Raw genomic sequence first — 26,674 nt, forward strand, 5'->3', positions numbered from 1 at the left:
TTGTCTTTTTTGTAACAATATGAATACAAAAATCACCTTTCAACATATTCTTTTAATTAAGAATCTTTATTATAACGTGATGATAAGAATGTTTTCAACTTTTCTATTTTGTATGGCACTCTTGATTTCTCATCTTTTTGGACAAGAAAGCTTAACCCAGTTTGCCTACGATAAACATAAAATTGACAGAGAAGAAATTAAAGATTACCGTACTGCTTTAAAAGAAGAGCTTTATTAGTCTCAAAATATTAAACAAAAAAAGTCTGTCTAAAATATTAGACAGACTTTTTTTATGCTCTATTTTTCGGTTTAAATAAATTGAACTTTTCCATCAGCTACATCATAATATGCACCGATGATCTCAATTTCACCATTCTTCTCCATTTCAGCTAAGATCTCACTATTGTTACGAATTTCAGCCATAGAATTGTGAATGTTTTCGATCACAACTTTTTGAATTGATTCGGTTGTTGTAACGTCCTCTACCTCTTTCTCAACTTTTTGAACAGAAGGTTTCATTTTGCTCAATAAAGTAGTGATGTTTCCTAATTCTACACCTTTACAAGCAGAAGTTACTGCACCACATGAAGTATGCCCCAACACAACAATCAATTTTGAACCGGCAACTTTACAGCCGTATTCCATAGATCCAAGAATGTCTTCATTGACAATATTCCCTGCAACACGTGCTTTAAAAATATCCCCAATTCCTAAATCAAATATTTGTTCAGCTGTTACTCTCGAATCAATACAACCCAACACTACAGTGTGAGGGAACTGACCTGTTGAGGTTTCATTTACTTGTTGAAGAAGGTTTCTTTCAGCAGACTCTCCGTTGACGAATCTTTTATTTCCATCAACTAGTATTTGTTTAACCTCCGAAATTGATAATTTACTTTGTAATTCTTTATTTAATGTTTTCATCATTATGTTCTTTTTAGAAATGAATTTTCACTTAGATTTTCTCTGTTGTTAAACCCAACGTATTTAACGTTAACATTTCGACTTTTAGAATTATGATAAAAGTCTTCTAGAAGTTCATAAATATCATAATCCATATGTTTATTTAACGAGCCATCAATAACTACATTACTATCATCTTTGATTTCATCAAAGGTTTTGTGTAAGTTTCCTTTATTAAAAAATGAAACTACCTCACCAAGTTGAATTGTTTGTACATCTTCTTTTTTCATATACTTAGAATGCATTCCATTCTCATAATTTCTTTTAATGATATAGAAAACAGCAATAGCAAAACCTATGATTATACCCCATAAAAGATTAACACCAACAATAATTACAATGGTTACAATGAACGGTAAAAACTGACTCATACCTTGCTTGTAAAGCTCCTTAAACAGGGAAATATTCGCCAATTTATAACCTACAACAAAAAGTACTGCAGCCAAAACAGCTAAAGGAATTTTATTAAGAATAGATGGTAAAGCTAAAACAAAAACCATCAGGAAAATACCATGAGAAATACCCGCCATTTTTGTTCTACCTCCAGAAGAAATATTTGTTGAACTACGCACAATTACCTGGGTAATCGGCAGTCCTCCGATAAGTGATGAAACAACGTTACCAGAACCTTGAGCAAGTAACTCTCTATTGGTTGGTGTTGTTCTTTTAAATGGATCTAACTTGTCTGTAGCCGCTACACTTAACAATGTTTCAAGACTGGCTACAATGGCTAAAGTTGCACCAATCAAATAAATTCTTGGGTTACTTAAAATAGTCCAATCAGGAAAAGTCAATAAACCGTAATAAGGCAAATTACTATCAGCGGCTTGTATGTCCACCAAATGAGAATTTGCAACTTGTTGCTCACCCATCATAATAAACTCATTTGTTAGCGCAAGATTTGGAGCTGCTACGACAAACAATTCATTTGTTAAAACTGCAACAACCACAGCTAGCAAAGGACCAGGAATTATTTTTAAAATCTTATGCTCTTTAAAAGCCGGTCTTTGAAATAAGATTAAAATAGTTAATGAAATAATTGTAATAATTATGGCTCCAAGAGAAAAATGACTGAATGAATAAAGGATATCAGAGAAGAATCCGCTGTTATCCATTTCGAAGTACTTCCAATTTCCTTCTGGATTTTTATCCATTCCAAATGCATGAGGAATTTGTTTTAATATCAAGGTAATACCAATACCTGCTAGCATACCTTTAATCACAGAAGAAGGAAAATAATAACCAATGATTCCGGCCCTTAATACAGCAAGAATAATTTGAAGAACTCCTGCGATTACACCAGCTACCAAAAATGCCTGAAAACCAACGGCCATATCAAACTCTCCAGCAGCATTGGTACCTAATTCTAATATACTATCTGCAACAATTACTGCTAAACCAGCAGCAGGACCTGATACTCCAAGTGACGAACCACTTATAGCACCAACAACAATACCACCAACAACACCAGCAATAATTCCTGAAAACATAGGTGCTCCTGATGCAAGTGCGATTCCTAAACATAATGGTAAGGCAACTAAGAAGACAACCAACCCTGACGGAATATCATATTTTAAATTTTTAAATAATTCTGAACTTTTCATGTATAATTTTTTTTTGGGCATAGAAAATGCCATATAACAACTTTATAAACAACCTGTTAAGGTTGTGTTAATATTAATTAAAGAAATTGCGGTAAAAAATTATACGCGTTCAGGGGGTGGAGTTGTATTCTCTTGCCAACTTGTTTTCATCTTAAATGAATACAATCTATTCTCTACACTTTTTTGAAAAGTAAGGCATTCTGAATGTACGATAGAAATTGAAGAATGAAGTGTTTCCTCTTCTAAAGGATTAGATGACCTGTTTGTATTCTCTCGTTCTCCAAAATCCACACAGGTATTTACTTCTTCAACATGATAATTAAGAAGAACATCTGCTATAAAAAATACAGACGACTGAAAAAACAATAGCAAACTTGCTAAGCAAATAAAAGCATAGACTTTTCGTTTTTCCATGCAACAAATTTATACATTCTAATATAAATATGTTACGCTGTAACCAAAAAGTTAGTTAAATTAACAAATTGATCATATTGAATCATCAAAGTATCATTATAAAACTCTCGTTTCTAGTACACACCCCACATGGTGCAAGATTGAAACTATTTTAAAATCATTCTAAATAAGAAATTGTGACAAAGCTATGACAATAAAAACAGGCATTATACCGATATTTGTATCGGAAAAAAGAGAGAAAACCGTGGAGGATATTCATATATTTGCATTTACACACCGCCAACTTGATGTTAATCAAATTGGATTGATGCATATTGCAATTGATGACCAAAAAGAAAAACTTTCTGCTTTCAAAGATCATTTCGAGATTCAAGAATTAATGTATGTTTCAACTTGCAACCGAGTTGAATTTATTTTAAAGAAGGAAGGAGAGATAAGTACTTCTGTTTTTCAGTCGTTTTTATCCTTTTTATTTTCAACTTTTAAGCAGAAAGAACTTGATTTATTCTCAAGTCAAGTTGAGCATTATCATGGTTATGAAGCGATTGAGCATTTGATTAAGGTTTCTTCCTCAATAGATTCTATGGTTGTTGGTGAGCGAGAAATTATCACACAAATTCGAAAGTCTTATGATATTTGCAAAGGTTTTAATTTAACCGGAGATTCAATCCGATTGATGATTCGACATACGATTGAAACGGCAAAAAAGATTTATACACAAACGAATATTGCGCAAAATCCTGTTTCAGTAGTTTCTTTGGCTTATCACACATTGAGAACTAAAGATATTCCACTCGATGCTCGAATTTTAATTATTGGGGCAGGTGTTACGAATACGAATATGAGTCGGTTTTTAAAAAAGCACGGCTATACCAATTTTGCTGTTTTTAATCGAACGGAAAGTAAAGCGGAAACACTGGCTAAACTACTTGGAGGATCATCTTATCCTTTGAGCCAATTGCCTTTATATCAAAAGGGTTTTGACATCGTTATCACTTGTACAGGTGCAGATACATCAATTATTGACGCACAGTTATATGAATCTTTGCTACAAGGCGATACAGATCCAAAAGTGGTGATAGATTTAGCTATACCTAGTGATTTAGACCCGAAAGTAGCTACGCATTATCCGATGGATTATATTTCAATAGAGTATTTGCAGAAAATTTCTTCAAAGAATTTAGAGAAAAGAGCAAGAGAAATAATCCACGTTGAAGAAATAGTAAAAGAAGCAGTTGTAGCATACAAGTCTATGGTGCGCGAAAGAAAAGTAGAAATTGCCATGCGTGTTGTTCCTGAAACAGTGAAAGAAATTAAAGCAACAGCTGTACAACACGTTTTTGCGAAGGAAATTGAAAACCTTGATACGGATGCGCAAGAAACAATGGAAAAAATAATTGCTTATTTCGAAAAGAAGTACATGAGTGTTCCCATGAAAATGGCAAAAGAAATATTACTTAAAAAATGAAGAAAATAATTATCGGATCACGTGGAAGTGATTTGGCTTTATGGCAAGCCAATTATGTTAAAGCTGAATTGCAAAAGTTAGGTCAGGAAGTTGAAATAAAAGTAATTTCTACACAAGGTGATCGAATTCAGCATTTAAGTTTTGACAAAATGGAAGGCAAAGGCTTTTTTACCAAGGAAATTGAAGCTGCATTGCTTGATAAAAGTATTGATTTGGCTGTTCATTCGCATAAAGATTTAGAAACAACCTCTCCAACAGGATTACAAATAGCGGCTGTTTCTTACCGTGAAGATCCTTCCGAATTATTATTGATTCGAAATGATTCAGTAGATGATAATGAAGTATTTGGAATAAAGAAAAATCCAATTATTGGAACATCATCTGCAAGAAGAAAATCTCAATTGATTACCTTTAGAGACGATTTTGAAATTAAAGACTTGCGTGGAAATGTTGGAACGCGTATCAATAAATTGCGAGAAGGACAGTATGATGCGATCGTATTGGCTATGGCTGGTGTTAAGCGTTTATCTTTAGATCTTTCCGATATTTCTATAAATACCTTGGATCCAACAATGTTTATTCCAGCGCCAGCACAAGGTGTTCTTGGACTCCAAATTCGTGAAGAAGATACTGCATTAGCGGAAATACTTAGTAAAATGAATGATACTGAGGTTCAACAAAGAATTGAAATTGAACGCGGCGTACTAAGAAATTTAGATGGTGGTTGTCAAATGCCACTTGGTGTATATTGCGATGAAGAACAAACAGTTCATGTTGCATTTGCTAAACGATGGGAAGACGGTGCAGAATACAGTACATACGCTGCTAAGAACAACGCAAATATTGTAGAAGAAATCCTCCAAAACATTACGCAATAGATGCTTTTTGTCTCTAAGAAGGTTACTCATGCTGATTTTTTGGCGTTTATAGCTGCTGTAGAGGTTAAGTTATTAGACATTCCTATGATTTCTTTTGTAGCGGTTCCATTTGAGTGTCCGTCAAAAGATTATCCAATTGTATTTTTTACGAGTCCAAGATCTGCAAAATTCTTCTTGGATCGTTGTCAACTAGATGAACAAGTAGAAATTGCTACCATAGGTAAATCTACCTCGGCATACGTTGAAAAACGTGGATATACTGTCAGTTTCACAGGGGTTAAGAGCGGAGTTCCAGCATTGGTAAGTGAGGAGTTTAAAGTATTTGTTGCTGGACGTGAGGTTTTATTTCCACAATCGAATTACTCCCACCGCTCTATGCAAGAAAGATTAGTAGAACATCAAATTACCGATTTAATTGTTTACAAAACTGCTTTAACACCAAGTAAAATTATTGATCAACCTAAGATATTGGTATTTACTAGTCCAACTAATTTTGAAGCTTTTATTCAGAAGAACACAATTAACAAAGACCAACATATAATTGCATGGGGCAAAACAACTGAAGCGTTTATTGCAAAACACAATTATCATGTAAATCACACCTTACAGTATTCTTCTTTCGAAGAGTTAAAGGTAGTTTTAGAACAAAATTATTACACAGAATCTTAAGAGTGTTCGCCAATAATTAATGTTGAATGATTCTGCTGGACAGATAATTTTGCAGAAACACCAAATGGCAACGCTCTATTGTCATTGGTATGACCAGCTGGAAATCCAAAAGCTAAAGGAATTGATCGGTAGGTAAAATGAGTTTCTATTATTTTTTCAAGACTTTTTCCGTATGGCGGTTCGGTATCTTGCATTCCACTAAAATCTCCAATAATCAACGCTCTTATTTGATCCAAAACACCTGCATGACTCAATTGATGAAAATATCTATCAATTTTATATAAATGTTCTCCTACATCTTCAATAAAAAGAATCTTGTTTTGAAAGTTAGGCATTTGTTTTGTTCCAATCATACTGGTAAGCACAGCTAAATTCCCACCAATTAAATCCCCGTATGCTTCGCCCGTTGTGTTATTATGAGTTGTCTTCCAGTTATATATAATTGGTTTACCTTCCAAAGCGAAGAAAAGACTTTCTAAAGACAGAATAGAATTATTTTTAAAATTTAATGGCATTGTAGCATGTATAGAAGCAACATCGATAGCCGCTAAATACTGATGAAAAACCGTAACATCCGAAAATCCAATAATCCATTTGGGGTGTTCCATGAAGCTCGCCCAATTAATTCGTTCAACTAATTGAATGCATCCATATCCACCTCTTGCGCAAAGAATAGCTTTTACGTTTTCGTGATTGATGGCCCATTGCAAATCTTGGGTGCGTTCATTAATTGTTCCTGAAAAATAATTGTGCTGCCCAAGACAGTTTGGAGCTACTAACACATGAAATCCATTATCTTCTAATGTTTTTTTTGCAAAATCTATGTGTGAAACTTCTATAGCCTTAGCAGGAGCGACAATAGCGATGGTATCACCTTTTTTTAAAAATGATGGTTTCATTCAATATGTTTTTGTCATATCAGCATCAACAACAATAATGAAATCGGCTTGACCTTTAAATTCATCATCTAATTGATCTATGTTTTCTTGTTCAACAGTTGATATTGTTTTTATGTCTACATCCTTGTCTAAATGTCTTAGATACCAATATATACCTTCAAAATCTTTGCTGTGATAATCTCCATTAAAGTGCACAAATTGGTTTTTATTCTTCTGGAACTCCTGATAAATGAAGTAAGCCATAGTTGCATCTTTAATAGCTTGGGCTTTTGGGAAATTCGGATTTGCATGATCACTCATCATACTAAGCATGGCTTTGTAATTTGGCAACTCTGGATCATAAGCGATAGGTAGGGGAGCAACTAATAACTTTTCCGCGTCCGATAATTCAGCTTCCAGGGCTTCAAAGCCATTTCGGTAAACAAAACTTGCATATTTACGTGGAATGTTGGTTGCAATAAATGGAATTTTATTAGTCTTGGCGTAATCTACCAAAGGTTTGTAATCGGTTTGATAGTTTGTCCACAAATGAATTGTTGTGTCTAACTGTTCTTGAGTTAATTCATTGTTTAGGTATGCATTAAGTTCTTTCTGCATGTGTGTTTCTAACATTTCTGCGCCCAAGGAGAGATCAGATTTTTCACCTAAATATTGAATGGTTTTTAACTGTAACCAATGTGCAATTGGATTGTCATGTAGTTCTCCAAAAAGAATAATTTCACTAGATTCTAATTGTTTCATCAAGCGTTTGACATTTATCTTTCTTCCTTTTTTATTGTATATCTGAAAAGGTTCAAGGTTTTGGGCGTATAAAACATTTGACAAAATGAAAAAGAAAATAAATACGAATTTCATGCTTTTAGTTTTTACAAATATCGAATTACTCACTCATATTTCGTTACTTTTAATAAAATATTTTACTATTAAAAAAAGGGGCTGCAATCTGCAGTCCCTTTTTAATGAGTTGTTAATGTTTTATTTATCGTATTTTTTCTTTAATTTCTCTACATCTTTCTGGATGTCTCTCAAGTCTTCATCTAACTCTTTGTGAGCTTCTGTAATTTTTTCCTGTTCTTTTCTAGCATCATCAGCATCAATTTTACCTTTCTTGATTTTTTTATCAAGTTTTTTCTGTGATTTTTCAAGTTTAGCTCTTTTTTTGTCAATCTTCTCTTGATTCTTCACCAATTTTGCTAATTTTTTACTGTATTTTTCCTCAGCTTTAGCTGCTTTTTCTGCTTCCTTGGCTGCCTTTTCTGCTTCTTTACGTGCTTTTTTTGCCTCTTTAGCAGCTTTTTTCTCTGCCTTTGCTTTTTCTTTTTCTTCTTTGGCTATTCTTTTAGCTTCTTTAGCAGCTTCTTTCTCTGCTTCAGCTTTAGCTTTTGCTTCAGCTTGCTGTTCTTTTGCTTTTGCCTTCGCTTCTTTTTCCGCTTTCTTTGCATCTTTTTCCGCTGCTTTCTTTGCCACCGCCGCTGCATTGGCAGCTTCTTCTTGAGCTTTTTGTTTCTCTAATTCCTCGATTTGTTTTTGTCTAATCTTGGCTTGTTCTTCACGTTCTTTTGCAGATGTTTCAGCATTTGAAAGTTGTTTCTCTAAGTTTTCGGCTTCTTTTCTTTTTTCCTCAGCCGCTGCTGCTGCTGCCGCTGCTGCTGCTTCAGCTTCTTTTTTCTTTTCTACCTCTTCTTTTGAAGATTGAACATAATCTTCTGCTTCTTCTTGATACTTTTCAGCATCCTCTTTTGAAGACTCTGCTTGACTTTTTGCTTTCTCTTCTTGTTTTTCTATTTTTTCAAGTTCCTCAGTACTTTTTTCTTCTATTTTCTTAATTCCTGTTGAAACTTCAGTCGTAATTACTCCTGATCCTTTTGATAAAGCAAATTTATAATCACTCCCGTTTTTCAATAATAATCCTGATAAAATTTGGGTTTGATATCCTTCCTTTTTGATTTGTAAATCAACAGCCTCATTGGTGTAGTTACTTACATTTAAAACAGCTTTCCCTTTTGCGCCACTATTGGCTTCAGCCAATGACTGCCCTCCATTTATGATAGAAACGGTTGCTCCTTCTATAGGTTTTCCTAGATAGTTAACGATGACGGTAATACTAACAGATGTCCCGTGATCTGTTACAACATTTATGTTAGTTGTATTGCTAAATGTGTAAGTTGTTGGAGCTGAAAACATTCCGATGCTTAATAGCGCAATAACTAAAGTGTTTTTATTTTTCATAATAAAGTGATTAATGTATAACTTCTATTTTTCAATGTCAATATACGAATTATACACAGAGAAAATTATAAAATTGAGATAAAAATTATCGCAAACTTTTCACGAATGCAAGCTGTAAAAATTTAGCGCACAAATTTAGCGCATATTTATATGTTGAAAAATAAGGTAATTGACTATAAAACAAATTATTAATTATTGAATTTTAGAAATACGCTGAATAATACGGATGAAACCCACGATTAATATTTATCTTTAGCACATGCTTTTTAAAGATGTTATAGGACATATTGATCTCAAAAATAAGTTTATACAAGATGTAAATACCAATCAGGTTTCACATGCACATTTGCTTTTGGGTGATATGGGATATGGGGGACTGCCATTAGCTTTGGCTTTCATTCAATTTTTAATGTGTGAAAATAAAAGTAGTAATGACAGTTGTGGTCAATGTAGTGCCTGCATTAAGGTTCAAAAACTCGAGCATCCAGATGTTCATTTTACATTTCCTACTGTTCAGTCTAATGCCAAAACTTCCGATCCTCAGTTTTCTTTATGGAAAGATTTGGTGCTTAAAAATCCTTATCTTAATTTAAATCAATGGGCCACTCAATCTGACGATAAAGGACGAAAGCCAATAATTTCTGTTCATCAAAGTGAGCAAGTTATCAAAAAACTAACATTAAAATCTTTTGAGGGCGGCTATAAAGTAAGTGTAATTTGGATGGCTGAAGAAATGAATGCGGCTTGTGCCAATAAATTGCTAAAAATCATTGAAGAACCACCTAAGGATACTGTCTTTATATTGCTAGTTGAATCGGAAGAAAATATGTTGCCTACCATTTTAAGTAGAACACAAATTTCCAAAGTAAAACAATTACATGATGATGAATTAACAGCTTTTTTTAAAGAAAAATCTTCAGTTAGCCAGGATTTACTTAAAAGTGTTGTCGCTCGTTCGGAAGGTAGTTTGGGTACAGCAATTCACTTATTAAATTCAAGTGATACTGTAAACTCAAACTTTACACGTTTCGTTGAATTGATGCGAATATGCTATAAGAAAGAAGTTATACCTATGATGAATTGGGCAGAAAAAATGTCGAAACTTGGGCGTGAAGATCAAAAACAGTTTTTGAAATACACATTATATATCGTGCGACAAAGTTTAATGAAAAACTATACGGATGGTCAATTGATGAGGTCTTCTTCTCAAGAAAAGGAATTTTTAGAAAAGTTTGCACGTTTTATTACAGGAAATAACGTGAATGAATTTAATACTTTATTCAACGACGCGTATTATGGTGTTGAAAGAAATGCAAATGCCAAATTGTTATTTACAAATATAACATTTGAAGTAATGCGTTATATACATAGGGCTTAATCTTCACAAAAAGTAAGTAGCCAGTTTATTGCTTTTTCTTTTGATTTAAAATAAGCAACAGGAGCTTTTGTTTTTTTTACAACGAGTGCTGCCTTTAGTGCTAAACGATGAGAGAAACTTTTAATAACCCATGCATTTGCTTTTATATTGGAGTACCATTCTGCAGATTGAATATATTGAATCGTTTCTTTTGTTGGGGTTACATACTCATCCTCACTAGAATAAAGTACACAAACTTTCTTTTGCTTAATAAAGTCGTTTTTAACCTCATTAACCAAAATGATTTGCTCAAGTTGCAATGACACTTTACTTAAATAGTGGAAATGGAATACATCATTGTCATAGATGAATACATCTGCAAAACCAAAGTTAAAACGCTTAACTATCTTCATTACAAGCGAATATATATAAAAAAATATAAACAATGTATTTTTTCATTTTTATTACGAATTTATTTTTTGAAAATGTTATTCTATAAATACGTTGGAAAGATTTCTGTGAAGTAATTAATTTGACCGTTATCTCTTTTTGATAATTTTTTAATTTCTATATTTGCTATGAACTATAAATATAAAGTAGACATGACTGAGGCAAGTACATCTTTTTGGAATAAATTACTAGGCAACGATTTAGAAAACAGCCGATTTGGAATTGTTAGTGTTATTGCAATTTTTGTTGGTTGTTTAGGTGGTGTAGCAGTTGGAACAGGTGCTATTCATCACACTTGGCAATTATTCTTAATTGTTTTTTCTACAATGGCGACACTTTCTTTTTTAATTGCTGTTGCACCAATTAAGCAAATACTTAATTTAGCTTTGGTTGCGGTAATTATTGATGTTATTATTTTAATCATTAATGCCTTTTAAATCAGTTCTTAATTGTTTTAAATATAAAAGACTGATTGAATGAGAGTTGTTTTTCTTCTAATAATTATTTTTACATCAGGTATTTATCCTGTTTTTTCTCAACGAAAGACAAAGTTAAACACTAACGGTCAAGGCGCTCTGTTTGGTCAATTGGGAATTAATAGGAGTTTCTATTCGACTGCTAATGTTGAAATTAATAGCAATAATTATAATTTCACTTTAGAAAACACTTCTATTAAAGACAACATTCAAACAAAAGAAGAAAGTAGTCTTTTTTCTAGCGAAAGCCCGCAGATCAGTATAAAATTAGGTTACTTTATAAAACCAAAATGGGCACTGACCTTAAGCTTTGACCGATACAACACCTTTTTTGAAGATAATCAAAATGTAAGACTAAACGGAACCTTTGCACCTGGATCACATTCGATATATACTGGAAGTGTTGACGAAGAGATATTACTAACACAAGATCAATTCAACATTGCGCAATCTAAAGGAATCAACTATTTTGCTTTTGGATTTCAACGTAATGATATGCTCGTGAAAACCAGAAAAGCTAAGTTTGCTTTACATGCAATTTATGGTGCAAAACTAGGCGCTCTTTTCACAACAGTTGATTTTACTTATGATGATTTTACCACACAAAACCTTTCTTCTCTAAGTGGATTTGGTGCTTCGGCCGAAGTAGGTTTTCGATTTGAGTTTTTCCAACATGTTTACCTCCAAGTGGGATTAAACGGTGGAGTTTTAAATCAAAACAAAATATTGCTCTCTGATGACGAATCCAGAACAGCAAAACAAACAGTAGGCTTTATTTCTCCGCATTTTAGCTTAGGTTTTAATGTGTTTGCAAGTAGTAAGAATAATTGCGGAACTTGTCCGCAGTGGTAATTTAGAAGAATCGAAATTACCACTGGGGAGGAGAAGAGGGAGAGGGAGTTTGAGGCTTCAGATGTCACATGTAAATTATCTTCACTTCTAATTCCTTATTTTCATTCAACTGAAAAGATGCCCTTTCAAAATTAGGACGATTCGTCAATCCTATGCTTTTGAAATTTGAAAACCCTATTCCTTCAATTGGCAGGACCCAACCTTTGTCTATTTTGCCATTTATGTTTTCGTCGTGTAAAATATTGATGGCATAAGTTCCTGACTTCAATCCTTTAAAAGTATGTTCAGCTTTATTGTTTTTAATCGCTGATTTTCCAATCTTAAAGTATTTTTCAAAGTCTTCATCGGGTATGCTTCCTTTTTCATTATATAATGCAAATTGAACAACTCCCGTATTGTTCCTCAATTCTTTTACGACTACTTTTAATTCGTAATAGTTTTCACTCTGACCAATGACAGTGAAGACTAGAAATGAAAACAACAGAATAATTAATGTATTTCTCATCTCTTCTTTTTTTGAAGTTTAAGTTTTATTCCATCCACGATAGCGTAAACTACAGGAACTAAGTACACGGTTAAAACCAATGAAGACAACAATCCGCCAATAATTACCCAAGCCAAGCCGTTTTTCCATTCACTTCCTGAGCCTGTTGCCAGAGCGATTGGAAGCATTCCGATCACCATGGATAAAGTCGTCATTAAAATTGGACGCAATCTTCCTTTTCCAGATTCAATTAAAGCTGTTTTGTAATCTTTTCCAGTGGCTTTTATCTGGTTGGCAAAATCGACGATTAAAATTCCGTTTTTCGTCACGAGTCCCATCAACATAATTAGTCCTAGTAAGGCAAATAAACTCAGGTGACTCAGAGATATGTTCAGTGCCAAGAAAGCGCCGATTAATGCCACTGGAATGGAGAATAGTACCACAAATGGATAGACAAAACTGTCATATAAAGCCACTAGAATTAGGTAAATCAATACGAAAGAAATTAGCAAGACATTCCCCAAGGCTCCGAAGCTATCATTTTGTCTTTTCACATCACTTCCCCAAGTCATTTCGATTCCAGCAGGCAAAGGGTTTTCTTTTACATAGGCGACCACTTCATCAGCTACTGTTCCCGAAGGTTTCCCCAATGCATTTGCTGTAATTGTAACCGCTGGTTGTCTGTCTTTTCGTTCCAATAAAGAAGGTGAACTGTTCTTTTCTACTTTGGCAAATTGCTTTACCTCTATTGGCATTCCTTTCGGATTAATAATCGGTAAATTCGAAACATCTTTTGCATTTTCACGATTAAAACTGGCCAGTTGAACACGCACAGGATATTCATTTCCGTCTTCCGTAATTGAAGCGTCATCATTTCCATTAAAAGAAGTTCTCAAACTCATTCCTACGTAGGCAGTTGTGAGTCCAAAGCGTTGCATGAGGTTTTTGTCTGGAATTATACGGTATTCAGGACTTCCTTCTTCCACAGAAAGTAAAATATTATCGGTTCCTGGAATGTCTTGCAATACGTTTTGCAAATGATTCGCAGATTCCATTACTTGGTCAACATCTACTCCACTTAAGGTAATTTCAATAGGTGCTGTTCTGGGAACTAATCCCATAGCAATAATTGAATATTTTACTCCTGTAAATCGTGATTCTAACTCAGTTCTTAATTGTCGCATATAAGACTCTGTGGAAACATCTCCTTTCTCATCGTTGAGTTGAATGGTCATTTCTGTTCGGTAAGCGGATCCTACACCAAGGCTTCCGATTCCTGTGCTTGGACCTCCCACGTTACTGAATAAACTTTCAACGGCATCTTGTTGCAATATAAAATCTTCTATTTCCGCAGAAACGTTATTGTTGGCATGGATGGAGGTGTTTTTATCAAATTCTAAGCCCAGTAAAAACTTTCCTTGATCTCCTGTGGCAATTAACTCTTTTCCGATAATTCCTTGTTTCATTATTACACCCGTTAATGCAAATAAAGCAAGAACAAATCCTACGAAAATCAATTTATGATTCAAGACCCATTTCAATTGACGGCCGTACATTTCTTGTAATCTATCCAGCTGAACTTCAAACCACAATAAGAATTTATTGAAGAAATTGGTCGCTTGTAAATCCTCTTTCTTTCCAACTCTCGAAGCCAGCCAAGGTGTCAATGTAAACCCGACCAATAAACTCGTTAAAGTGGAGGTGATAATCACAACAGAAAATTGTTTTAACATATCTGCAACGAAAACTTGAAGGAAGAGAATTGGAACGAAAACTACGATATCCACAAGTGTAATTGATAAAGCGGAAAACCCAATTTCCATTCGTCCATCCATTGCTGCTTTGCGTTTTTCTTTTCCACGATCAAGATGAACTTGAATATTTTCTAAAACGACTGTAGCATCATCCACCAAAACTCCAATAATTAGAGACATGGCTAATAAAGTCATGAGATTTAATGTGTATCCTAAAATCCACATCATGGCAAAAGCAGTTACCAAAGACGTTGGAATGGCAATTAAAACAATGAGTGAATTTCTAAAGCTTCGAAGGAATAAAAGCATCACCAAAGACACTAGAATTACTGCCAAGATTAAGTCAAATACAACTGAATTCACCGCTTCAATTGTGTTATCTGTACTGTCATCTGCAATAACGAATTGGACATTTTCTTCGTCATAAGTTGCTGCAATTTTATCGAATCGTTCTCGCACATTTCGCGATACATCCACGGCATTGGCATCTCCTTGTTTTTTCAATAGAATTCCTATTCCTTCTTTTCCGTTGTAGCGACTCACAGAAGTAATTTCAACCGTTTTATCTTCTACTTTGGCAATATCTTTTACATAAATCGGATTTCCAGGCATCGGCATAGCCACTTGAACATTTTCTATTTCTTCAAGTGTGTTAAACTTTCCTTTTAATCGCAGGCTGTTATCAAATTCATTTGTTCTGAGATTTCCAGCAGGAATATCTACACCCGACTGATTAATTGCTTGCACGACTTGTAGAATTGAAATGCTATGTTGTTTCAATAAATGGGGTTGAATATTCACTTGCACTTCTCGCTCTCGTCCACCCAATAAAGTCAACTCTGCCACACCTTGAATTTGTTGAATTTGCGGAATGAAATCATTCTTCATTTTTTGATAAAACTCCGTTTGAGGCAAATCACTCGTTGTACTTATCGACATAATAGGCAAGTCGTTTGGAGAAACTTTACTCATTTCTGGACTCAAAATATCGGCGGGTAAATCTTTTTTAATATTGTCGATATACCGCTGCGCATCCTGCATGGTATTGTCGAGGTTTGTTCCGTATTTTAGGTTCACAATAACCACGGAAGCATTCGGTAAGGATTTCGTAACAAGATAATCCACACCTTCTAGATTAGAAAGCGCATCTTCAATTTTTTCACTCACCGAAGTTTCAACTTCTTCAGGATCTGCGCCTGGATATCCAGTTTTAATCACCACCACGGGCTGATTAAAATCGGGCATTAATTCATAGCTCAGGTTTTTAAAGCCTATCCAACCCAAAAGGATGAAAACACTAAACAAAACAATGATGAGCGATGGGCGTTTTATGGAAATTTCTGTAATATTCATCTTTTTTCAATTAAAAATTATGAATTACGAATTACGAATTAGCGAAGTACATCTTGAATTCGTAATTCGTAATTGAACTATTCGTAATTCACATTTATTCCGTCGAACAAATTCACATAGCCTCTGCTCACGATTTTGTCTCCTGCAGAAAGTCCTCCTTTTACTAGAACTGATGTTCCTTCGCTTAAGCCAATTTGTATAGGTTTTAAAACTGCTTTTCCGTCTTTTACGACATACACTTTGGCATCATCCAATTGACCTTGAACAACAGAAAGTGGTAAAACAATTCCATCTTGTTGAGACTGTTGATCTAAAATTACTTGTCCAAACATACCTGCGCGAATTGGAGTTTCTCTGTTGTTTTCTACCTCAATTTCTACTTGATATCTCGCCGCAGGATTTGCCTTTCCTCCTATGGCCACAACTTTACCAGAAAACTCATTTTGTGGATATTGATTTGCTTTTAGAATCACTGTTTGATTTAGTTCAAATTGATTAATTTCTCCCTCGGCAACAAAAGCTGTAAAACGTAATACATTCATTTGACTGAGTTGAAGTAATGGTACTCCAGGTGCTGCGAATGCCCCAATTTCGACAAATTTTTGTGTTATTGTCCCATCAAAAGGAGCACGAATTGTAGTTTTATTGATTTGCTCTTGAATAGTTCTTTGCTGTATTTTCGCGGATTCCAATTGCAACTGAATTTTATCCAGCTTTGCTTTTTGAATGGCATCTGCTTCCGTCAAAATGAGGTAGCGATTATTGTCCTTTTCTAAATCTTTAATTTGAATTTTCACTGCTTCCAATTGCAATTTCAAAAGAGAATTATCCAATTCAATTAAAATTTGACCTTTTTTCACTTCGCTTCCTAAATCAACGCTTACTTTATTGACTTTCCCTTGAATATCGGCATTCAACTTCACCTCTCGGTTGGCCATAAAGTTTCCATCGATGATTTGGCGAGCATCTAAAGTGGAAACCTCAGCTGTAATGACATCTACTTTAACGCTCTTACTTTCATCATAATGAAAGACAATCGATTCAGAATGTGCTTTGTTCTTGCTTAGCTGAAAAGCAGTTAATCCTATTAAACCAAGGACTATAATGATTGTAATTATATTTTTCATGATATTATTTTTGGGATTATTTACTTAAGTAGATTTCCAGATTCCTTCTTCAATTTTAAATCTGCTTTTAGATATTCAATTATTGTGGCTAAATATTCCATTTGGGCTTTATTCACTTCTGTTTCAGCCATAATTACATCGCTTAATGGAACAATTCCTTCCTTGTGCTGCAAAACGGTTTGACTGTAGATTGATTCAGCTAATTCTAATTGTTTTTCGACAAGTTCCTTGTTTTGATTTGCATTGTTTTTTTCTTTCAATGCATTCTCAATATTGAGGTCTGTTTGATCTTGACTCATTTGAATCTGTAGTTTACTCGCATCAATTTCCAACTGTTTTTTTACAACTTCTCTTTTGGAGACCATTCCATTGAAAAGTGGCATCGTGAGCTGAATACCTGCCAAACCTTTCGGATAAAAATTCAAAAATCTATTCGGTTCTTGATCATATCCATATCCTGTTGTTCCATAAGATGCAAAAGCATTTAAGGAAGGCAAAAACCTTGTTTTCTGAAGTGTGTTGATTTGTGTTTGAAGTAACTCATTTCTAGATTCTGCTAATTGAACAGAAAGTGAAGTTCCCGTTTCGTAGTTTTCTATTTTTTGAAAATTAATTGTCTTATCAATTTCAATTTCTGCTTGTAATGATTTACCCATCAAAAATTTGAGCACATTCATTACGTTTTCATATTTTGTGAAAGCAGATTCTCGTTCTTTTTCGAGTTGCATCAGTTTTAAACGTGCTCTATTGACATCTGTTCCTGTCAATAACTCCTGTGATTGAAGCAATTCAACATTTTTTAATAATTGCTTTGCATTTATAATATTAGAATCAATAAAATCTAAACTTTGAGCCAAGATTTGAGCATTATAATACACGGTTGAAACTTCAAAAAAGACTTCTTCTTTCGATTTCAAATTTTGAATTCTTGTCAGTTCTGTTGCAACTTTAGTTGTTTTGATATTCCCATAGAGTTCTGGGTTATAAATCGGAATAGCTAAAGTTAAATCTGCATTCAAATGATGTGGAACACCAAATTGAGCCTCTTTAAACTGCCCTTCCGGACCACCAAAAACACTCATCGGCATTAATTGATAAGGTAAATCTGTGAAATATTTATAATCTGCATTCAGATTCAACTTAGGAATTCGGTTGCCTTTGACAACGCGTTCCTGTTGCAAACTCGATTTCACATCTAAGTTGCTGATCTGTAATTTTTTATTATACATTTCTGCTGAATCGATACATTGCTGTAAAGTCCAAACTTCTTGTGCTTGAAGAAGACTTAGATTCAACACAAAAAGTATTGAAAATAAAAGTTTGTGAGTGTTAACTAACTTCATGAGTCAAATTTTTTTGGTTTTTTTTAAAGTTTAATCTCCTCCAATCATTTTAGAAGAAATTCCTTTCTTATTCGTGTATTCTGCAATTACAATTCCTATGAAGTGAAGAAAAATAAATATTGGGAACCAATACAATCCCCATTTATGTACCGTTTCGATTGGGTCTTTCATTTCAGGAAAAAAGCCCTGTTTTAAGGAGACTCCGGTAAAAATAGAAACAAAGACAAAAACATAAAACAAGAGATAAACGCTTCCTTGTAATCGTTTTTTTACTTGAAGTTTTGCGTTGAATGGATTGGGAAATTTAATGCCTTTTACAATCATATAGATTATGCGTAATAGAAATGCAGCGACCATAACGTAGGCGAAAATAACATGCCATTCGAACATTGGAGCACGAATAGCTTTGGCTATTTCAGTCATTTCTTCTTTGGGAAGCGTTTGTGTTTTACTGGCCATAATGTCTACCATTTTATGTTTGTTCATCCAATACATGCGTAAAAACCCAGTGCCATAAAGAGCAATCATGGCTACAGCAATAATCCAATGCAGTAAGCGATGAAGTGGGGTGAACTTTCGTTTCTTTTCCATAATTATTCGTTTTATTTCTCAATCATTTTTAAAATACCGTTAAGGACTTTCATACCATCTTTTACTACACTGGATTTATTCCCAGAAAGTTTCCATTTCATTACCGCCATTCTCATTCCACCGGTGATAATCGTGGTCATTGTTCCAGAATTTATAAGCGTGCTGTATTGTCTTTCTTCTTGACCTTTTTTAATATTGTCTTTAACGGTATCTTGCATAAAAGCGATAATTTCGCTCACTTTATTACTTAAAGATTTATCAAAATGAAAAATACTTTCTGCAAAGATGACGCTTACAATAGCTGGTTTTTCCGCAAAAGTAGCCAATTGAGATCTGAATAAAGTTCTGAGCTGATCACCAGCACTATCTGTTTCTTTAAAAGAAATTCGACTGAATCTTTCTTTCATTTCTATTTTAAAATACTCAAGTAAGCCCAAGAGAATTTCATTTTTCCCAGCGAAATGTCGGTAAAGAGCAGGTTCTGACAAATTAATGTCCGCAGCTAAAGTCTTGATGGTCAGGTTTTGAATACCATGCTTATCAATACGCTGCGTTGCCGCCTCCATTATTTCTATTTGCCTTGGTGTAAACTCTGTTTTACTCATTTAATGAAAAATGTTAGTTAGTATTCGCTCACAAAGGTATGGATAAAAATTTAACCTCAGGTATTTTGATAAAAAAAATTCGAAAAATTGTGAAATTATGAAGGGTATTCAATTTAGGCAGCTCGATTCAAGCTTAGGGTATAGTTTTTGGTTTTACTTGAAAAGAGCTACACAAAACATCAGAGATTTATTGCTCAAAACTCCCTTCCGACCTATCCGACCATTACTCCTTTAAGCGCCAAAACAGGGACTGTTACAAAATTTTCTTCTTTTATGCTTTCTGAAAGGAATATAAATTTCTTGTCGTACATTTTATTGCCAATCCAAAAGCTCACCCAATATTCGTTATTTAAAGCCATGACATCCTCCATTATGGGTTCAATTTTCTGCGCAGAATAGGGAATAAGTCCGCCGAGGTCTTTTCTTAAAGTTGTCGTTTCAATTTTCTCACCCGTATTTTCTGAAGTTGCGTAGCCTTTTGAAGTCACGAGAACTTGCTCTAAGATATCTTCGCTATCATTAATCACATATACATTGTAGACCATAACGTCGTTTTCTCCTGCTTCTTGAACAACGGCAACATAAACATCTTTAACTTCAGGACCTTTTAATTCTTCTTTCATAACATTATTCTTGTGCTTGCTTTAAAACTTCATCAAGGATCGAAAAATACTCAAAAAGATCTAATGGATGATATTCTTTATATTTGTTTTTTTCAATGAACTTAAAATCATTTTGCTTATTTTTTGGAATGAAATATTTTTTCTTTCTTTCATGACCTGTTCTAACCATTACAACATTTAGAGTAGGTATTGCAATTATATATTGTCCAAGAATTCCGCGTGCATAAACGGCAGGTGTTATTGGGTGATTAAATCTCCAAAAGTGAAGTCCGTAGTGTGCGTATTTTGGGTTAAAAGGCTGAATCAGTTTGGTTAAGTTGCGGTTAGAAATAACTTCAGTGTCACCCCAACTTCCTTGATTTAATATCAGTTGGCCAATTCTCGCATAATCGCGTGAAGTTGCATAAACACAACAAAATGTTTTTTCCATACCATTTTCTTGGTCTAAGCTCCAAAATAAATTATTCGCTGGATTGATTTTTCTCCATACATGTTTTTCAAAATATTCCGTTGGCGTTTTTCCTGTCGCTTTTTTTAAAATAACACCTAAAAGTTGACTATTTCCACTTGCATAATTGAAATGAATACCGGGTTCTTTAATAAAAGCTTCATTTTCCATTATCTTTCTTAAATCTGTGGTGTAGTAAGCAGCCGCATTATCCGATAAAGGATTACTTCCACTTTCAGTCCAGTCTAATCCGCTCGACATGCCAAGCAAATGACGAATAGTTACCGCTTCATCATTCGGGAGCCTAAACGGTAAATAGTTAATTATAGGCTCGTCAAAGCTTTTAATTTCTCCTCGATCAATAGCTATTCCTATCATTAACCCGATAAAACTCTTTGCCATCGAGAATGAATTACTTTTTGTATGTCTCTTGTGATTTCCATAATAGGATTCATGAATTATTTCGCCATTTTGAATAATTAGAAATGAAGTTGTCTTAGTTGCTTTTAGCCGTTGAATTGAGGAATCACTTAATGAAACTAAAGTATTTTTTTCATTCCACGGATGTTTTTTGCCAGAAGTTGTGCCCTCACGAACATGAAAGGTTAAGGAATCATAAATTCCAGGACCTGTTTTGCCTTGTAAATAAGTAGCTTGAATTCCCTTGTAAAGATAAGTATTTCCTGTTAGAAATATAATTAGGTTGAGCAGAGCGAAAATGGTTAAAACAAGCAATAAAAAACGTTTTGTTTTTTGCCAGAAATTTCGATTATGTTTTGATGTATTTTGCATTAAATAAAGTAGCCATGTGATTTTGGAGTTTGTATTTCACTTCATTCATGTCAACAGCGTATCCTAACTCCTTTTTAAGGGAAGTTACGCTTTTATCTTCAATACCGCAAGGAACGATGTAATTAAAATAATTTAAATCAGTATTAATGTTAAAACCAATACCATGCATAGTTACCCAGCGAGAAGATTTTACACCCATTGCACAGATTTTACGTTCTTTGTCTGTTCCACCATCTAACCAAACACCTGTGTAGCCTTTCACTCTGCCAGACTCAACATTGTATTCAGCTAATGTTCTAATCACTGCCTCTTCTAAAAAGCGCATATACTTATGAATATCCGTGAAAAAGTAAGATTCTAAATCAAAGATGGGATACATGACCAGTTGACCAGGACCATGATAAGTAATGTCACCTCCTCTATTGATTTTATAATAAGTGGCTTGAATCTCTGTTAATCGTTCTTCTGACAATAATAAATGAGATTGATCACCACTCTTTCCTAAGGTATAAACATGAGGGTGCTCACAAAAAAGCAAATAATTCTTTGTGGTATCTGTTGATAAATCTTTTCGTATTTCAATTTTAAGATCAACCGTAGATTTAAATAGAAACTCTTGATAATCCCACGCTTTTTTATAGTCAATAACGCCTAAATCTTTTACAACAATATCAGCTAACATTCCTATTTTTTGTCTAATGTACGTTTTAAATAGTCAATCACTTTTACCTCAACTGGATCAACACCTCTTTTGTCGGCTAAAAATAATGAAGCCCAATCAATGATATGGATAAAATAAAGCGATTCTTCAATTTTAGTTTTTCCTCTACCTTCGATTGATAATATAGAATGACATTTGTTTTGTATGATTTCTTGGCTCAATTTTGTTCTTGTCTTATTTCTATTATTCAAGAATTGAGAAACAAAAAATACAGGTGCAAAATGTTCATTTCCGCCAGCCCAACCCACAAGTTCATTGTGATTCATTTCTGGAATTACATGATGCCAACACAATTGTTTACTATTTTCATTGATTTGTTGACGTGCTCTAATTGCAACAAATTCTAAACTTGAATTGGTGTAAAAAATGGATTGTTTTTCGTAAATATGATTTGCTAATGCTTTGGCTTGATTTTTAACATGAATTAATTCGTCATTCAAAAAATGTCTGGCTTTGGCAATTAGATCCAATGCATTTTTATCAATTACACCAGCTACTGATAGTATATGGATCAATTGAACTGCAGAAAAAGCGAGCATACTACGTGGCGGATTTCCACCAGGTAACTTTATAAATTCATATTCATTTTTTTTACAAAACTGAATAAGTTCTCCACCAGAACTTACCCCAACAATTGTTGCTCCTTTTTCATCAGCTTGTTTCGTAACTGATAAAGTTTCCTCTGTATTTCCTGAATACGAGGAAGCAATAACCAAAGTGCTGTCATCAACAAAAGCTGGGATTTGATAATTTTGAACTAAAACGATAGGTAATTTTGCTTGATCTCCAAATAATTGAGCAACCATTTTACCGCCAATTCCAGAGCCTCCCATTCCACAAATTACGACATTGTTAAAAGTTTTGTTCTTATCAAATGAAAGCTCACTGCGTGAAGCTATTAAAATAGCATCTGCAATTTGTTTTGGGAATTGTGCGACCAGTTTATCCATTAATATCTATTGTTTTGTAATGAAAAGGCTAAATTAATAATAAGCTTCGAAAAATATCCGCTTTAATTGGTTGTAAAATAAACGAAAAAAAGACGATTATAGTCCTATAAACATAGATTAATTTTAATAAAGCCTATTTAGTGTCTAAAAACAAAGGTAAATAAGGTGAAGTTAGCTAACTAAAACCTAATGACTTTAAAGTAAGATGAGCTTTATTGGGTTACCATGTTTAGCTGTTAATAAACATTCGATAGAAAGTTTCTCGATTTCTAAAATCAATGAGAATCTCTTAATTCATTTTAAAGCATTGGTAAAATCCGTATTATTGTAATTATTTATATTCAAACTCACAGGCGTGGCAAAAAACAAACAAGACAACCCCAAAACTAATAATTCCAACAATCGATTAATTTGGATTTATGGAATCATGATTCTACTTCTTTTCTCGGTTTTTTATAATCCTTTTGACAGCACAAAAGAAATCAGTTGGCTTCAATTTGAAAAAGAAATGCTGAGTAAGTCTGCTGTAGATAAAATTGTGGTGATCAATAAAGAAACAGCAGAAATTTACATTAAAGCTGATAAAATAGGATCAGGAGAATTTGAAGAAATCACCAACGATAAAGGACCGCATTATTCAATGGCCATTGGAGCGGTAGAAAGCTTTGAAGCCAAACTAGAAAAAGCACAAGAAAATGTAGAAATGGCGCAAAAAGTCGAAGTTTTATACGAAGATCGCTTTGAAATTGGCACTTTGCTCTCGTGGATTCTACCATTTGCTTTAATCCTGTTGTTTTATCTTTTTATTATGCGCAGAATGAGAGGTTCTGCTGGTGGACTTAATAATCCGATGATGAATTTCGGAAAAACAAAAGCAAAGCCTACTCGAATTGATGAAAAAACGAAAGTTACTTTTAAAGATGTAGCTGGACTAAAAGAAGCAAAAGTGGAAATTATGGAGCTCGTTGATTTCCTCAAAAGACCTGAGGAATACACGCGTTTAGGCGCTAGAATTCCGAAAGGAGTTTTACTTACAGGACCTCCGGGAACAGGAAAAACATTGTTGGCAAAAGCAGTGGCGGGAGAATCTGGAGTTCCATTTTACTCGATGTCTGGTTCAGAATTCGTAGAAATGTTTGTAGGCGTTGGAGCATCAAGAGTGAGAGATTTATTTAAACAAGCCAAAGAAAAAGCGCCAAGTATTGTTTTTATAGATGAAATTGACGCTGTAGGAAGAAGTAGAGATAAAGCCAAATCGTTTCAATCCAACGACGAAAGAGAAAACACTTTAAATCAATTACTTTCAGAATTAGACGGTTTTGAAGCCAACAGTGGAGTAATTGTTTTGGCGGCTACCAACCGACTCGATGTGCTCGATAAAGCATTGCTTCGAGCAGGAAGGTTTGATCGTCATATTTATATGGAACTGCCTACAAGAATAGAACGTGAAGAAATCTTCAATGTGCATTTGAAACGCATTAAAACCGATGATTCCGTAAAAGTAGATTTACTGGCTTCTTTAACACCAGGATTTTCTGGTGCCGACATTGCCAACATCTGTAATGAAGCGGCTTTATTAGCAGCTAGAAATAAAAAGGAAGTCGTAACTAACGAAGATTTCACCCAAGCCAGAGACCGAGTAGTGGGCGGTTTAGAGAGAAGTAGTAAAATTATTTCGCCCAATGAAAAATTAATTGTTGCACACCACGAAGCCGGTCACGCCGTTACAAGCTGGTACTTAAATCACGTAGATTCATTGGTAAAGGTATCCATCATTCCACGCGGAAAATCTTTAGGTGCAGCTTGGTATTTGCCTAAAGAACGCAACATTATTACAAAGTCTCAATTTGAAGACCAAATGTGTTCTATGTTGGGCGGAAGAGCGGCAGAAGAAATTATGTTTAGCGAAATTTCCTCTGGTGCCTTAGACGATTTAGAAAAAGTTACCAAACAAGCCTACAACATGGTTGCGTTTTATGGATTAGACAAAGTAATTGGACCATTGAGTTATTACGATTCATCCGGACAGTACCAAGGCATGATGGGTAAACCCTACAGTGAAGAAATGGGTATGCAGATAGACAAAGAAGTACATGCTTTGGTAATGAAGCAATACAAAAGGGCTAAGGATATACTCAAAGAACACTCTGAAGAGCTTCAAAAACTAGGTCAATTGCTGTTAGACAAAGAAGTGGCTGAAATTGAAGATTTGGAAGAAATTTTGGGTGAACGAAAAGTAAAGAACTTGCTTAAGATGAATGATTAGATTCAGACTACCACGAGATGAAATCTCGCGGTAGCTGAGGGTGGCTGAGCTTGTCGATGCTACCCGTCTTGCGATGACTGCTTGAATTAAAATTAAATCCCATGTTTTTCATACATGGACCCAAAATTGGAGCTGAGAAATAAATCCAAAGGAATTTCCTCTTGTTTGATAAAACCTTTGTTTTTAAGTTTTCCATTGGCTACTAATTCTACCACTGCCGAAATACTGCAAGCGGTTGTCCAACTGATGGCGCGCCAATCTTGACCTTCTAAAGTAAGGTTTTGATAAGATTTAGTAAACTCTTTACGTCTCAATTGACCATTAATTTTGCCTTCAACTGCTGCATAAATCAACACGATATCATCATCGACCAAGGGTAAGGCATTGTTGAGAATGTCTTTGGCTAGTTTTCTGTCGTTTTTCATTTGCAAATCGTACAAGAACAATTTCATTCCGTCTCTATGACCTGGATAGCGAATCGTTTTATAATTTAAAGTATCCACTTTTCCTTCCAAAGTTTCACACATTGTGCCCAATCCTCCAGAAGTTGAAAATGCTTCATATTGTCGGCCATTAATGTTTATAATTTCTTCGTCATCCAATGAACTTACCATTTTACGTTCACCATTATGGATCACTTCTGCGTCGTTCAGATATTCATTAATTACACCTTCAGCACTCCAAGTAAAACTATAACCCAACTGTCCTATAGGATGCAAAGGCAAAGCTCCTACCCTCATTTTTACAGAACGTATTTCATCAAATTGTGAATAAAGTCCAGCGCCAAGAATACCAATAAATCCAGGAGCTAAACCACATTGAGGCGCCATTACAGCATTTGTGTTTTCAGCCATTTTTCTAATGGCATTGAGCGTGGGTACATCTTCTGTTAAATCAAAATAATGCACATTCATATCTGCTGCGATTTCTGCAATTTTTATGTTCAAAAAATAAGGCAAGCAAGAAACAACAGCTTGTTTGTCTTTTAAGAAACTGCGCATGCTTTCTTCATTAGCAACATCGCCTTTAAGGGTTTCAAAATTAAAATCTTCTTTAGCTGGAGATTTGTCCATTCCTACGACTTCATATTTTGAATTTAGCAAAGTAGCCACTAAACTACCCACTTTTCCCAATCCTAAAACACCAATTTTCTTAATCATAATTTCTTAGATTTTGTACATTACTCAAACACTTAATATACAAACAATTTATCTCTTTTTAAAAGTTGAGTGTTGCAATTGAAATAAATTGTTTTCATGCTTGTATTGAATTAAATACTTCACTCAATTTCTTTCTGCTATTCAAAGATGTTTGAAACTCGATTTTTAGTCTTGAGTTTGAATTTTAATCAACCTAAA

Annotated in this window: 26 protein-coding genes; 8 read left to right on the forward strand and 18 right to left on the reverse strand. The window is 34.3% G+C overall.

The features are described 5' to 3' along the window. Positions 1–112: 112 nt before the first annotated feature. Positions 113–238, forward strand: a complete 126-nt coding sequence (locus CW751_RS15795) for a hypothetical protein (protein WP_262484515.1) — start codon at positions 113–115, stop codon at positions 236–238. Between the two features lie 71 nt (positions 239–309). Here the strand turns inward: CW751_RS15795 and CW751_RS02650 are convergent, their stop codons facing one another. The 3 genes from CW751_RS02650 to CW751_RS02660 form a co-directional block, all read right to left on the reverse strand. Further along, positions 310–927: a carbonic anhydrase family protein gene (locus CW751_RS02650; protein ID WP_317045779.1), complete on the reverse strand. Its 618-nt coding sequence runs from the start codon at positions 925–927 to the stop codon at positions 310–312. Continuing rightward, positions 927–2,567: a SulP family inorganic anion transporter gene (locus CW751_RS02655; RefSeq protein ID WP_101333528.1), complete on the reverse strand. Its 1,641-nt coding sequence runs from the start codon at positions 2,565–2,567 to the stop codon at positions 927–929. Before CW751_RS02655 ends, CW751_RS02650 begins: the two co-directional genes overlap by 1 nt. 99 nt (positions 2,568–2,666) lie before the next feature. After that, positions 2,667–2,981 carry a hypothetical protein gene (locus CW751_RS02660; protein WP_101333406.1) on the reverse strand — a complete coding sequence of 105 codons (315 nt, stop codon included), beginning with the start codon at positions 2,979–2,981 and terminating at the stop codon, positions 2,667–2,669. A 187-nt stretch (positions 2,982–3,168) separates the two neighbouring features. Here CW751_RS02660 and hemA point away from each other — a divergent pair, with 187 nt between their 5' ends. From hemA to CW751_RS02675, 3 genes are read left to right on the forward strand one after another with little or no spacing between them, the layout of a single operon-like run. After that, positions 3,169–4,449: a glutamyl-tRNA reductase gene (gene hemA / locus CW751_RS02665; protein ID WP_101333408.1), complete on the forward strand. Its 1,281-nt coding sequence runs from the start codon at positions 3,169–3,171 to the stop codon at positions 4,447–4,449. Then, complete coding sequence (hemC, locus tag CW751_RS02670; protein ID WP_101333411.1) at positions 4,446–5,327, forward strand: hydroxymethylbilane synthase; 882 nt, start codon at positions 4,446–4,448, stop codon at positions 5,325–5,327. The genes hemA and hemC overlap by 4 nt, the downstream gene beginning before the upstream one ends. After that, positions 5,328–5,996, forward strand: a complete 669-nt coding sequence (locus CW751_RS02675) for a uroporphyrinogen-III synthase (RefSeq protein ID WP_101333413.1) — start codon at positions 5,328–5,330, stop codon at positions 5,994–5,996. It abuts the gene before it with no gap. Here CW751_RS02675 and CW751_RS02680 read toward each other — a convergent pair. From CW751_RS02680 to CW751_RS02690, 3 genes are all read right to left on the reverse strand, one after another. Further along, on the reverse strand, positions 5,993–6,895 hold the full coding sequence (locus CW751_RS02680; RefSeq protein WP_101333415.1) for a S66 peptidase family protein: 903 nt from the start codon (positions 6,893–6,895) through the stop codon (positions 5,993–5,995). The two genes, CW751_RS02675 and CW751_RS02680, sit on opposite strands and share 4 nt — an antisense overlap. Further along, the gene (locus CW751_RS02685; protein WP_101333417.1) at positions 6,896–7,750 is read right to left on the reverse strand and encodes a ChaN family lipoprotein; all 855 of its coding nucleotides are present in this window, start codon (positions 7,748–7,750) and stop codon (positions 6,896–6,898) included. 120 nt (positions 7,751–7,870) lie between these two features. Then, positions 7,871–9,124, reverse strand: coding sequence for a carboxypeptidase-like regulatory domain-containing protein (locus tag CW751_RS02690; protein ID WP_101333419.1), 1,254 nt, complete (start codon positions 9,122–9,124; stop codon positions 7,871–7,873). A gap of 259 nt (positions 9,125–9,383) precedes the next feature. Between CW751_RS02690 and CW751_RS02695 the strand changes: the two genes are divergently transcribed. Then, a complete protein-coding gene (locus CW751_RS02695; protein WP_101333420.1) occupies positions 9,384–10,502 on the forward strand; it encodes a DNA polymerase III subunit in 1,119 nt (372 codons plus the stop codon). Here the strand turns inward: CW751_RS02695 and CW751_RS02700 are convergent. Beyond that, positions 10,499–10,894 (reverse strand): DUF7793 family protein, encoded by a 396-nt coding sequence (locus tag CW751_RS02700; protein ID WP_101333422.1) that lies wholly within the window; start codon positions 10,892–10,894, stop codon positions 10,499–10,501. The genes CW751_RS02695 and CW751_RS02700 overlap by 4 nt on opposite strands. 165 nt (positions 10,895–11,059) lie before the next feature. On the opposite strand from CW751_RS02700, the gene CW751_RS02705 reads away from it, so the two are divergent. Together CW751_RS02705 and CW751_RS02710 are read left to right on the forward strand one after the other, a co-directional pair. After that, the gene (locus CW751_RS02705; protein ID WP_133122106.1) at positions 11,060–11,368 is read left to right on the forward strand and encodes a hypothetical protein; all 309 of its coding nucleotides are present in this window, start codon (positions 11,060–11,062) and stop codon (positions 11,366–11,368) included. A 39-nt stretch (positions 11,369–11,407) separates the two neighbouring features. Then, positions 11,408–12,259 carry a hypothetical protein gene (locus CW751_RS02710; RefSeq protein ID WP_101333426.1) on the forward strand — a complete coding sequence of 284 codons (852 nt, stop codon included), beginning with the start codon at positions 11,408–11,410 and terminating at the stop codon, positions 12,257–12,259. 64 nt (positions 12,260–12,323) lie between these two features. Here the strand turns inward: CW751_RS02710 and CW751_RS02715 are convergent, their stop codons facing one another. The 10 genes from CW751_RS02715 to CW751_RS02760 form a co-directional block, all read right to left on the reverse strand. Continuing rightward, positions 12,324–12,764 carry a DUF2141 domain-containing protein gene (locus tag CW751_RS02715; protein ID WP_101333428.1) on the reverse strand — a complete coding sequence of 147 codons (441 nt, stop codon included), beginning with the start codon at positions 12,762–12,764 and terminating at the stop codon, positions 12,324–12,326. Continuing rightward, positions 12,761–15,850: an efflux RND transporter permease subunit gene (locus tag CW751_RS02720; protein WP_101333430.1), complete on the reverse strand. Its 3,090-nt coding sequence runs from the start codon at positions 15,848–15,850 to the stop codon at positions 12,761–12,763. Before CW751_RS02720 ends, CW751_RS02715 begins: the two co-directional genes overlap by 4 nt. A 77-nt stretch (positions 15,851–15,927) precedes the next feature. Continuing rightward, positions 15,928–16,977: an efflux RND transporter periplasmic adaptor subunit gene (locus CW751_RS02725; RefSeq protein ID WP_101333431.1), complete on the reverse strand. Its 1,050-nt coding sequence runs from the start codon at positions 16,975–16,977 to the stop codon at positions 15,928–15,930. A 20-nt stretch (positions 16,978–16,997) separates the two neighbouring features. Then, entirely contained in the window at positions 16,998–18,320 is a 1,323-nt protein-coding gene (locus CW751_RS02730; protein WP_101333433.1) for a TolC family protein, read from the reverse strand. A 30-nt stretch (positions 18,321–18,350) separates the two neighbouring features. Continuing rightward, positions 18,351–18,911, reverse strand: a complete 561-nt coding sequence (locus CW751_RS02735; protein WP_101333435.1) for a cytochrome b/b6 domain-containing protein — start codon at positions 18,909–18,911, stop codon at positions 18,351–18,353. Between the two features lie 11 nt (positions 18,912–18,922). Continuing rightward, complete coding sequence (locus CW751_RS02740; RefSeq protein WP_101333437.1) at positions 18,923–19,516, reverse strand: TetR/AcrR family transcriptional regulator; 594 nt, start codon at positions 19,514–19,516, stop codon at positions 18,923–18,925. 212 nt (positions 19,517–19,728) lie between these two features. Next, complete coding sequence (locus CW751_RS02745) at positions 19,729–20,139, reverse strand: hypothetical protein (protein WP_101333439.1); 411 nt, start codon at positions 20,137–20,139, stop codon at positions 19,729–19,731. 4 nt (positions 20,140–20,143) lie between these two features. Further along, entirely contained in the window at positions 20,144–21,379 is a 1,236-nt protein-coding gene (locus CW751_RS02750) for a serine hydrolase domain-containing protein (RefSeq protein WP_101333441.1), read from the reverse strand. After that, the gene (gene lipB / locus CW751_RS02755; RefSeq protein WP_101333442.1) at positions 21,357–22,061 is read right to left on the reverse strand and encodes a lipoyl(octanoyl) transferase LipB; all 705 of its coding nucleotides are present in this window, start codon (positions 22,059–22,061) and stop codon (positions 21,357–21,359) included. Before lipB ends, CW751_RS02750 begins: the two co-directional genes overlap by 23 nt. A gap of 2 nt (positions 22,062–22,063) precedes the next feature. Beyond that, positions 22,064–23,050 carry a bifunctional phosphoglucose/phosphomannose isomerase gene (locus CW751_RS02760; RefSeq protein WP_101333444.1) on the reverse strand — a complete coding sequence of 329 codons (987 nt, stop codon included), beginning with the start codon at positions 23,048–23,050 and terminating at the stop codon, positions 22,064–22,066. 355 nt (positions 23,051–23,405) lie between these two features. On the opposite strand from CW751_RS02760, the gene ftsH reads away from it, so the two are divergent. Further along, on the forward strand, positions 23,406–25,316 hold the full coding sequence (ftsH, locus tag CW751_RS02765; protein WP_240612520.1) for an ATP-dependent zinc metalloprotease FtsH: 1,911 nt from the start codon (positions 23,406–23,408) through the stop codon (positions 25,314–25,316). A 92-nt stretch (positions 25,317–25,408) separates the two neighbouring features. Here the strand turns inward: ftsH and CW751_RS02770 are convergent, their stop codons facing one another. Further along, a complete protein-coding gene (locus CW751_RS02770; RefSeq protein ID WP_240612521.1) occupies positions 25,409–26,476 on the reverse strand; it encodes a saccharopine dehydrogenase family protein in 1,068 nt (355 codons plus the stop codon). Positions 26,477–26,674 lie beyond the last annotated feature (198 nt).

Origin of the sequence: Brumimicrobium salinarum, assembly GCF_002844555.1 — a bacterium.
GTDB classification, from domain to species: domain Bacteria; phylum Bacteroidota; class Bacteroidia; order Flavobacteriales_D; family Crocinitomicaceae; genus Brumimicrobium; species Brumimicrobium salinarum.

What these genes read in the sequence shown, in the direction of transcription:
- CW751_RS15795 (WP_262484515.1), top strand. Translation starts at nt 113, where the DNA reads ATGGCACTCTTGATTTCTCATCTTTTTGGACAAGAAAGCTTAACCCAG.
- CW751_RS02650 (WP_317045779.1), bottom strand. Translation starts at nt 927, where the DNA reads ATGATGAAAACATTAAATAAAGAATTACAAAGTAAATTATCAATTTCG.
- CW751_RS02655 (WP_101333528.1), bottom strand. Translation starts at nt 2,567, where the DNA reads ATGAAAAGTTCAGAATTATTTAAAAATTTAAAATATGATATTCCGTCA.
- CW751_RS02660 (WP_101333406.1), bottom strand. Translation starts at nt 2,981, where the DNA reads ATGGAAAAACGAAAAGTCTATGCTTTTATTTGCTTAGCAAGTTTGCTA.
- hemA (WP_101333408.1), top strand. Translation starts at nt 3,169, where the DNA reads ATGACAATAAAAACAGGCATTATACCGATATTTGTATCGGAAAAAAGA.
- hemC (WP_101333411.1), top strand. Translation starts at nt 4,446, where the DNA reads ATGAAGAAAATAATTATCGGATCACGTGGAAGTGATTTGGCTTTATGG.
- CW751_RS02675 (WP_101333413.1), top strand. Translation starts at nt 5,328, where the DNA reads ATGCTTTTTGTCTCTAAGAAGGTTACTCATGCTGATTTTTTGGCGTTT.
- CW751_RS02680 (WP_101333415.1), bottom strand. Translation starts at nt 6,895, where the DNA reads ATGAAACCATCATTTTTAAAAAAAGGTGATACCATCGCTATTGTCGCT.
- CW751_RS02685 (WP_101333417.1), bottom strand. Translation starts at nt 7,750, where the DNA reads ATGAAATTCGTATTTATTTTCTTTTTCATTTTGTCAAATGTTTTATAC.
- CW751_RS02690 (WP_101333419.1), bottom strand. Translation starts at nt 9,124, where the DNA reads ATGAAAAATAAAAACACTTTAGTTATTGCGCTATTAAGCATCGGAATG.
- CW751_RS02695 (WP_101333420.1), top strand. Translation starts at nt 9,384, where the DNA reads ATGCTTTTTAAAGATGTTATAGGACATATTGATCTCAAAAATAAGTTT.
- CW751_RS02700 (WP_101333422.1), bottom strand. Translation starts at nt 10,894, where the DNA reads ATGAAGATAGTTAAGCGTTTTAACTTTGGTTTTGCAGATGTATTCATC.
- CW751_RS02705 (WP_133122106.1), top strand. Translation starts at nt 11,060, where the DNA reads ATGAACTATAAATATAAAGTAGACATGACTGAGGCAAGTACATCTTTT.
- CW751_RS02710 (WP_101333426.1), top strand. Translation starts at nt 11,408, where the DNA reads ATGAGAGTTGTTTTTCTTCTAATAATTATTTTTACATCAGGTATTTAT.
- CW751_RS02715 (WP_101333428.1), bottom strand. Translation starts at nt 12,764, where the DNA reads ATGAGAAATACATTAATTATTCTGTTGTTTTCATTTCTAGTCTTCACT.
- CW751_RS02720 (WP_101333430.1), bottom strand. Translation starts at nt 15,850, where the DNA reads ATGAATATTACAGAAATTTCCATAAAACGCCCATCGCTCATCATTGTT.
- CW751_RS02725 (WP_101333431.1), bottom strand. Translation starts at nt 16,977, where the DNA reads ATGAAAAATATAATTACAATCATTATAGTCCTTGGTTTAATAGGATTA.
- CW751_RS02730 (WP_101333433.1), bottom strand. Translation starts at nt 18,320, where the DNA reads ATGAAGTTAGTTAACACTCACAAACTTTTATTTTCAATACTTTTTGTG.
- CW751_RS02735 (WP_101333435.1), bottom strand. Translation starts at nt 18,911, where the DNA reads ATGGAAAAGAAACGAAAGTTCACCCCACTTCATCGCTTACTGCATTGG.
- CW751_RS02740 (WP_101333437.1), bottom strand. Translation starts at nt 19,516, where the DNA reads ATGAGTAAAACAGAGTTTACACCAAGGCAAATAGAAATAATGGAGGCG.
- CW751_RS02745 (WP_101333439.1), bottom strand. Translation starts at nt 20,139, where the DNA reads ATGAAAGAAGAATTAAAAGGTCCTGAAGTTAAAGATGTTTATGTTGCC.
- CW751_RS02750 (WP_101333441.1), bottom strand. Translation starts at nt 21,379, where the DNA reads ATGCAAAATACATCAAAACATAATCGAAATTTCTGGCAAAAAACAAAA.
- lipB (WP_101333442.1), bottom strand. Translation starts at nt 22,061, where the DNA reads ATGTTAGCTGATATTGTTGTAAAAGATTTAGGCGTTATTGACTATAAA.
- CW751_RS02760 (WP_101333444.1), bottom strand. Translation starts at nt 23,050, where the DNA reads ATGGATAAACTGGTCGCACAATTCCCAAAACAAATTGCAGATGCTATT.
- CW751_RS02770 (WP_240612521.1), bottom strand. Translation starts at nt 26,476, where the DNA reads ATGATTAAGAAAATTGGTGTTTTAGGATTGGGAAAAGTGGGTAGTTTA.